This window comes from Candidatus Hydrogenedentota bacterium, assembly GCA_035416745.1.
In the GTDB taxonomy this organism is placed as follows: domain Bacteria; phylum Hydrogenedentota; class Hydrogenedentia; order Hydrogenedentales; family SLHB01; genus UBA2224.
The window spans coordinates 1638-9457 of the sequence record DAOLNV010000137.1 but is presented as its reverse complement, the minus strand read 5'-3'; the positions used below and the strand labels follow the sequence as shown (position 1 = coordinate 9457).

Sequence of the window (7820 nt, the reverse complement as noted above, 5' to 3'; positions counted from 1 at the left end):
CCCGGGACCCGTCTCACGATGAAGCGCCACCGCGCAATCCACAATGATGCTTCCTGTCTGATCCTGTTTCGGAGGATTCAATCTTCGTGTTCCCTGTGTCTCCGTGTGAGTTCGTTCTTGTCTTCATGGAGACAATAAGATCCCTCCAGCAAGGGCTTTCCTATCCGGTGATTGGGGGGGCTCTCTGAGGCAATGCCCGGGAACAGGCGGCGTCGAGCGTGCTACCTTCCCGCAGCTTCGTGTTTGTCGATGTCGTGTTTCTTGAGGCGGTATTGCAGGGTCTTGTAGGTAAGACCAAGCAATTCAGCAGCTTCTTTGATGCGGCCGCCCGAACGGGCGAGGGCCTGCCGAATGAGGTCTTGTTCCAGATCTTCGAGGACAAGCCCCCCGGCGGGCAGGTTGACGTCGCCCGCCTGGGGTTCGCGGCTCTTGAACTTCTCGGGCAGCTCCTCGAGACCCGCCACGCTCTTGTCGCACAGGATGAACACCTGTTCGAGCGTGTTCTCGAGTTCGCGGACGTTGCCGGGCCAGCGGTAGCGTCTCATGGCGTCCAGGGCGCTGGCGTTGAGGGTGGGTACAGGGTGCTCCAGGCGCTTGGCCAACTTGTCGCGGAAATGACTGACGAGAAGGGTCAGGTCCTCGATGCGCTCGCGCAGGGGCGGGATCCGAATGGGCAGTACCTCCAGCCGGAAATAGAGGTCTTGTCGAAAGCGGCCCTCGTCCACAACGGCTTTCAGTTCGCGGTTGCTGGCGGCGATGACCCGCACGTCCACCTGGCGGGATTGCGACGAGCCGACCCGCTCGACGACGCCGTCTTGCAGAACGCGGAGAAGTTTAGCCTGGCTTTCGAGCTGCATATCGCCAATTTCATCCAAAAACAGGGTACCGCCGTTGGCAAACTCGAATTTCCCCTGGCGGCTTGTTTCCGCGCCGGTAAACGCTCCCTTCTCGTGGCCAAACAGCTCGCTTTCCACCAGGGTGTCGGGTATCGCGGCGCAGTTGACCACTATGAAGGGTTTGTTCTTTCGTGGACCGGCAAAATGGATGTGCCGCGCAACCATTTCCTTGCCCGTGCCCGATTCGCCCTGGATCAGGACCGTGCTTGACACGGCGGTTGCGCGCCGGACCATGTCGAACACCTTTTGCATGGCGGGGCTCTGCCCGACAATGTTTCCAAGGGCGGTGGCGTCGCTGACCAACGCGCGCAACTGTCTGTTTTCACGGCGCAACTCATAGTGTTGCAGGGCCTTGTCTATCACGACGAGAAGCTCTTCTTTGTCAAACGGTTTGGCCAGGTAGTCGCAGGCCCCTTCCTTCATGGCGGTCACGGCCGTTTTCACCGTCGCGTAGGCGGTCATGACCACTACGGACAGCTCAGGGCGAATGCGCAGCGCCTCGCGGAGAAGGTCGAGTCCGTCCATCTCGGGCATGCGCAGGTCCGTGAGCAGGAGGTCGTAGGTGTTCTTCTCGAGGGCCGCGAACGCCTCGCGAGCCAGACCGAAAGCGTCCGCATCATAACCAGCATCGCGCAGGATGTCGTGGAGTATCTCGCGTTGAACCGTATCGTCTTCGGCTATCAGAATACGCGGTGTGTTCATGGCTGCAAATTCCGTAATGGCAAGGTTATAAGGACCTGGCACCCGGCCTGTTCCCCCGAAGAAAGCTGGATGGCGCCGCCGTGTTCCTCGACAATGCCCCGGGTGATCGACAATCCCAGGCCAGTGCCCGTGTGCTTCGTCGTGAAATAGGGGTCAAAGGCGCGTTCCGCGATCTCGGGCGACATGCCCGGACCGTCGTCGCGCACTTCGATTTCACACGTTTTGTCCGTTAGGCGGGAGAACAGCCGTACGCGTCCTCCCCGGGGCGTTGCTTCGAGCGCATTAAGCACTACGTTGATTACCGCCCGTTTCCATTGTTTGGAGTCAAGCATCAGTTCGGTTTCACCGGCGCGGAGTTCGTGTACGAGCCGCACGCCGCGTTCTTCGGCGTCTTTCTTGAGCAGCTGCACGCACTCGTCGAGAAGCGCGTCGACCTTGCTGGGGACTGGGTTCAGCTCCTGCTCGCGCGCCATCGAGAGAAACCCGGTCACGATCTCCTCGAGCCGGTCCACCTCTTTTCGGATTGTCCGCAATTGATGCGCCGCGCGTTCGTGGTTTTCAGAAGCCGCGAGATTGTCGCTGGCGTGGCTCGACAGAAGTTTGATGGCGTTGAGGGGGTTCCGGATGTCATGAGCCACGCCCGCGGCAAGGGAGCCCAGGGCGGAGAGACGTTGCGCCTGGCGAAGGTTGGTCTCCATCAGCTCCTTTTCTTTCAGGGCATTGACCATGCCGTTGAACATGTGTTCGAGGGCCAGGATTTCGCCGGTATTCTTGCGAATCTCGACATTCTCGAGATGACCCTGCGAGATGCGCCCGCAGCGCCGGGTAAGTTCGCCCAGCGGGCGCAGGGTCTTCGCGATAAAGTAGACCATCAGGCCGAGCGTCAGCAAGAATCCCACGGTCAGTGTAAGCAGATACTCGTTCTGGAACGCCTTGAGTATCTCGGTTTGCGGCTGCACCTGGAGGCGCACGGTCAGCAAGGCTTTCCGGCCGTCCGGCAGGGGCAAGGTGGAATAAGCCACCTTGGACATCTGGCCGTCTTCACCGTGTTCGATCGTCACGAGCGTCTGCATGGTTTCGCCTTCGAGGAACTGGATGTCCGCCCCCTCGCGCGAGAGTTCCGCACGAAGTTCCTCCAAAGGAGCCGCCGGATTCTCCTCGTAATACAGGGAAACGATGTTGGCGATCTTGTCGGTCTGTTCGCGCATTTCCTCCACGATTTGCGCGAAGTAGAACCGCGTCGCGATATACACCGCGCCGAGCAGACAGATCACAAGCAGGGCGCACAGGATAATCACGCGCACAATGAGCGATTGGCGCCAGCGCACTTTAGGATATGTCGAGGGCGGTTCACCCATACTGGAATCAGCCAAACAGGTCCGGCGTATGGTCGGGAGCGCCGGATTCAGGCCGGGGTTCGATTTCCCCTTTCAGCACCCGGATCACTTCCTGAATATCTTCCCAGACCCTCCGCTTATCGGCTTTGTGCCGGGCCGGTTCGTGTTCGGAACGCACTACATAGGACGGATGGTAGGTGACCCGGACCGGAATGCCGCGGTAGAAATGCCATTTGCCCCGAAGCTTTCCCACGGAATCGTCGTTCTTGAGCAACATCTTCGCGGCATGTCCCCCGAGAGCGCAAATGACTTTCGGCCTGATCAGCTCGAGTTGCCTCGCCAGATACGCTTCGCAGGCCTCTTTCTCATCCGGCCTCGGTTCGCGGTTGGCCGGGGGCCGGCACTTGAGGGTGTTGCAGATGAACACGTCTTCGCGGCGCATCTCGAGCCCCTTTTCGATAATGTCCGTGAGGAGCCTTCCCGCACGGCCCACGAAGGGCACGCCCTGCAAGTCTTCTTGTTCGCCGGGCGCCTCGCCCACGAAGACCAGGTCTGCCCTCGGGCTGCCCGCGCCGAACACCGTCTGAGTGCGCGATTCGCACAGGGTGCATTTCCGGCATTGGCGCACTTCCTCGCGCAGCGCCTCGAAGTCTTCGGAACCGGCGATTTCGGCGACCGGGGCAAGCTGGACGCATCCGATTCGCTCCAAGAGAGCGGCGACTTCGGGCGAGACCTCGATGGTCTTCTTCGTGGCGTGCGCGGACTGCTTCACCAGCATTCGCGTGTCGTTCAGCAGCTCGTCAAAGACGGCGTCCGTGTCTGTGTTTACTTTGCTCACGCACCCATGATACCACCGCGAAAGGGCGGTTTTGAAGGCAGCGGCAGCGGTTCCCGCGCAGCCCGGTTCCTCCTTCGTTTCCTTGAAGGCATCCGGAGAGCCCCGATATAATCGGCCGAATCGAAGATGCCGCAACGTGAGGGGGCAAGCACATGGCGGAATTGGCGCGAGACGACCGCTGGGCCAGCCGGTTCGGCTTGATCATGGCCATGGCGGGCAACGCGGTGGGCCTGGGCAACTTCCTGCGCTTTCCCGGAAAGGCCGCGCTCTACGGCGGCGCGTTCATGGTGCCCTACCTCCTCTCGCTTCTGCTCCTGGGCGTGCCGCTGATGTGGGTCGAGTGGACCATCGGCCGTCTCGGCGGCGGTTACGGCCACGGGAGTACGCCGGGCATGTTCCACCGGCTCTGGAAACATCCGGTCTCGAAATACCTGGGCATTTTCGGCGTGCTGCTCCCTGCGATGATCGGCATCTACTACATCTATATCGAGTCGTGGTCTCTCGGCTATGCATACGAGACCATCATAGGCTCGTATTGGGGACGCACCAGCGACGAAAGCATGGCGCAAGTGTTCACCGGCTATCTCGGGCTCGGCAAAGGCATAATTTCCTTCGCTCCGAAATCGTATCTCTTCTTTGTGATTACCCTCGGCATAAACGTTCTGATCTGTGCGCGGGGGATCGAGAAGGGCATTGAAATAGTCGCGAAATACGCCATGCCCACCCTAATCATAGTCGGGATCGTTCTGGCGGTGCGCGTCCTCACCCTGTCGCCGGTTGAGGGCCGCACGGTTGGCGACGGGCTTGCCCGCATATGGGTGATCGACTGGGGCGCCCTCAGAAATCCTTCCATGTGGATCGACGCCGCCGGACAGGTCTTCTTCACCTTGAGCCTCGGTTTCGGCATGGTCCACACGTACGCGAGCTACGTCGCGAAGAATGAGGACGTCACCCTCAACGCACTGGCGACTTGCAGTACCAACGAATTCGTCGAAGTCATTCTCGGCGGCACCATCGCCGTGCCCGCCGCGCTGATTTTCTTCGGCTCCGCGCAGACCGACGAAATCGTGAAGGGCGGCACGTTCCACATCGCGTTTCACTCCCTGCCGGTTATCTTTCAGCAGCTTCCCGCCGGACAATTCTTCGGCACGCTGTGGTTCGTGCTGCTGTTTCTGGCCGGGCTGACTTCGAGCATGGCCATGTTCACTCCGCTGCTGCTGTTTCTAAAGGACGAGCTGCGGATGGACAAACGGAAAGTCATCGTTGCCATCTCCGCAGGCACGTTTCTCTTGATGCAGCCCGTCGTCCTGTTCATGAACCAGGGCGTGATGGACGAACTCGACTTCTGGGCAGGCACCTTTTTCCTCGTCCTGTTCGCAGCCATCGAATCGGTCATTTTCGCCTGGATCTTCGGAATGAAGAAAGGTTGGCAGGAGATGCACCTCGGCGCGGATCTCCAGGTGCCGCGCATCTTCTACTACATCATTGGATTCGTCACGCCTGTTTTCGCGATCGCCCTGCTCGGATGGTGGGTCTACGACGGGTTGTGGGCCAAACTGATGATGCACGGTGTGAAACCCGAGAATATCCCCTACCTATGGATTGCCCGCGCAATCATTGTGATGGGCTGGCTTGCCCTCGCGTGGGGCGTGTGGTACGCGTGGCGCACCCATCCAAAGTTCTTTGAAGAGAACCAACAAGACGAACCCGGGGAGAGCCTGCCATGACGCCCGGCGCCTGGCTCTATATGCTCATCGTCTGGGCAGTCATCGCCGCCATGAACATCTACTGCTTCGTGCGCATCTTCAGCAAGAAACACTAGTGTACCGAGTCAACGCGTTTGAACCCTGTGCGCATCAAAAAGTGCGAACGGTGTTGGGATGCGGGCTTCCAGCTTACCCCGGGAGATAGGCAAGATTCCGGCGCCGCAAGGACTCGCGAATGACTCCCGACACCAGCGCCTAAGGCGCTCCGGACCTGTCCCGAACCCGCGCCGCGTTTCGGTGTCTCATGAAACGGATACGCAAAAAGCCGAAACCCGGACCGCCGGTGGGCCGTCCAAAAAGCGGAAGGCGCGCCGCGCCGAAGACAACGACCCACGCCATCGGGATGCGAAAGGGGGCGCGTATGGTTCGCAAGTTCTCACACCTGGTTCCATGGGCATTGATTCTCGCCGCGGGGGTTGTCGCGTGTTCCGCCTCCCAGAGGGAGGCCGCACCCTCGGCCTCGAGAGCCGAGCCGGCCTCCGCCCTCGGAGAAGAACTTGCCTTCGGAAGGCGCGCAACAGGTCTGGACAAGACCGCCGGCGAGGCCGAAGCCTCTGCCCAGGATAGCCTCGCCACGCTCGCCGCGAATCAGCCCGACCGCTATCTCATCAAGAACGCGTGGCTCCAGCTCGAGGTCGACGACGCGCCCAAAGCCATCGAGAGCCTCTCGGCCGCGGCGCGAAACCTCGGCGGTTATCTCTCCGACATGCACGAACGCAAACTCGCCGTCGAGCGTTCCGAGATTACCGCCACGCTCCGCGTGCCCGCCGATAAGTTCGAGCAAGCCATGACCGACGCCCAGGCGCTGGGCGACGTCATCGAGCGCCGCGTCAATTCCGAAGACGTCACGGAAAAATACGTGGACACCGAGTCGTCCATCCGCAACCTCAAACGCACCGAAGAACGTCTCTTGGCGCACCTTGAACGCTCCGCCAAGCTTGAGGACATCCTCAAGGTCGAGCAGGAACTCACGCGGGTGCGGGGACTGCTGGACCACCTCGAAGGGCAGTTGCGCTTCCTGAGCAACCGCGTGGGGTTCTCGACCATCCAGGTCACCCTGCTCGAGAAAGAGAAGGGCGGGCCCCTGACGCCGGCCGGGTCGTTCAGCACAGCCAGTGTGGCCTCGAGAGCGGTGCGGTCGCTTATCGAATTCCTCCAGTCCTTGTGGGTCGTCGTGATCTGGCTGGGCGTGTGGGCGCCGGTATGGTTGTTTCCGCTCCTGCTTGTCCTGTACGCTTGGCACCGGCGGAACAGACGGCGGGTTCAGCGCACGACAGCAACGCCTCCTGACCGATAAGCCCGTGCAGTTCTGAAAACACGGCAACGCCGATGCGGTACCCCGTGCACCACGTCGCGCCATGTCAGCGGAAAGGATTGACGTTATATGCCATGCCAAGCATATCGCAAGGCCAATCTCGCCCATGACACGTGCTGCGTCCTCGCTCTTCTTCTGCTTGTCCAGTGGGCGGGCTGCGGGCAAAAGGAGTCCACGCAATCCCAGGCGCCATCCCGCGAAACCGCTTCAGCCGGATCGCAGACGGCCGCCGAGCCCGCATCGGCCCTCGAGGTCCCGCTCGAGACCCATCTCGATGACACCCTCCGCCTCAACCAGCTTCAGGTGATCGCCACGCACAACAGCTATCACGCCATGCCGCCCGCCGCACTGCACGAGCTGGTGAAAAAGGCTTATCCGGATGCGGTCAACTGGGAATACGACCACGCGCCGCTCGATGTCCAGTTGAACCGGGGAATCCGCAGCTTCGAACTTGATATTCATCATACCGACAAGGGTTACGAAGTCTTCCACGTGCAGGATTTCGATGCGGCCTGCACGTGCGGGGATTTCACGGGATGCCTGAGAGTGATTCGGGACTGGTCACGGGCGCACCCCGAACACGTGCCGATTATCACTCTCCTGGAGCTCAAGAAAGAAGACGTCAAGCAGGCCAGCACCAAAACCTACCCCTTCGAGGGCGAAGACCTCGACGCGCTCGACCAGCTGCTCTTGTCCGTGTTCCCGCGCGGGGACGTGCTCACCCCCGACGACGTGCGCGGGGAGTACGCAACGCTATCCCAGGCAGTGCGCGCCGGCAACTGGCCTCCCTTGGCACAATCGCGGGGCAAGTGCATGTTCGTGCTCCACACACAAGGGGAGCACGCCGAGTTGTACACCCAGGGAGCCCCGTCGTGCGAAGGGCGGCCTATGTTCATGCAGGGCACTGGAGATAAGCCTTACGACGCCGTCTTCGTCATAAACAACCCCATGGACCCGCAACTCGCC

Annotated in this window: 6 protein-coding genes; 3 read left to right on the top strand and 3 right to left on the bottom strand. The window is 60.8% G+C overall.

Features of this window, described 5'->3' with window-relative positions; translation table 11 throughout:
* Positions 1-221: 221 nt before the first annotated feature.
* The 3 genes from PLJ71_21815 to PLJ71_21805 are packed head-to-tail and all read right to left on the bottom strand — an operon-like array spanning position 222 to position 3773.
* Positions 222-1598 carry a sigma-54 dependent transcriptional regulator gene (locus tag PLJ71_21815; protein ID HQM51327.1) on the bottom strand — a complete coding sequence of 459 codons (1377 nt, stop codon included), beginning with the start codon at positions 1596-1598 and terminating at the stop codon, positions 222-224.
* Positions 1595-2956, bottom strand: a complete 1362-nt coding sequence (locus PLJ71_21810) for an ATP-binding protein (GenBank protein ID HQM51326.1) — start codon at positions 2954-2956, stop codon at positions 1595-1597. Before PLJ71_21810 ends, PLJ71_21815 begins: the two co-directional genes overlap by 4 nt.
* Before the next feature lie 7 nt (positions 2957-2963).
* Positions 2964-3773, bottom strand: coding sequence for a uracil-DNA glycosylase (locus PLJ71_21805; GenBank protein HQM51325.1), 810 nt, complete (start codon positions 3771-3773; stop codon positions 2964-2966).
* A gap of 152 nt (positions 3774-3925) precedes the next feature.
* Here PLJ71_21805 and PLJ71_21800 point away from each other — a divergent pair, with 152 nt between their 5' ends.
* From PLJ71_21800 to PLJ71_21790, 3 genes are all read left to right on the top strand, one after another.
* Complete coding sequence (locus PLJ71_21800; protein ID HQM51324.1) at positions 3926-5500, top strand: sodium-dependent transporter; 1575 nt, start codon at positions 3926-3928, stop codon at positions 5498-5500.
* A gap of 400 nt (positions 5501-5900) precedes the next feature.
* On the top strand, positions 5901-6836 hold the full coding sequence (locus PLJ71_21795) for a DUF4349 domain-containing protein (GenBank protein ID HQM51323.1): 936 nt from the start codon (positions 5901-5903) through the stop codon (positions 6834-6836).
* 87 nt (positions 6837-6923) lie between these two features.
* The coding region (locus PLJ71_21790; protein HQM51322.1) for a Ca2+-dependent phosphoinositide-specific phospholipase C at positions 6924-7820 on the top strand (897 nt) is incomplete at its 3' end.

Coding starts and splice junctions, on each gene's coding strand:
- PLJ71_21815 (HQM51327.1), bottom strand. CDS start 1,598: ATGAACACACCGCGTATTCTGATAGCCGAAGACGATACGGTTCAACGC.
- PLJ71_21810 (HQM51326.1), bottom strand. CDS start 2,956: ATGGGTGAACCGCCCTCGACATATCCTAAAGTGCGCTGGCGCCAATCG.
- PLJ71_21800 (HQM51324.1), top strand. CDS start 3,926: ATGGCGGAATTGGCGCGAGACGACCGCTGGGCCAGCCGGTTCGGCTTG.
- PLJ71_21795 (HQM51323.1), top strand. CDS start 5,901: ATGGTTCGCAAGTTCTCACACCTGGTTCCATGGGCATTGATTCTCGCC.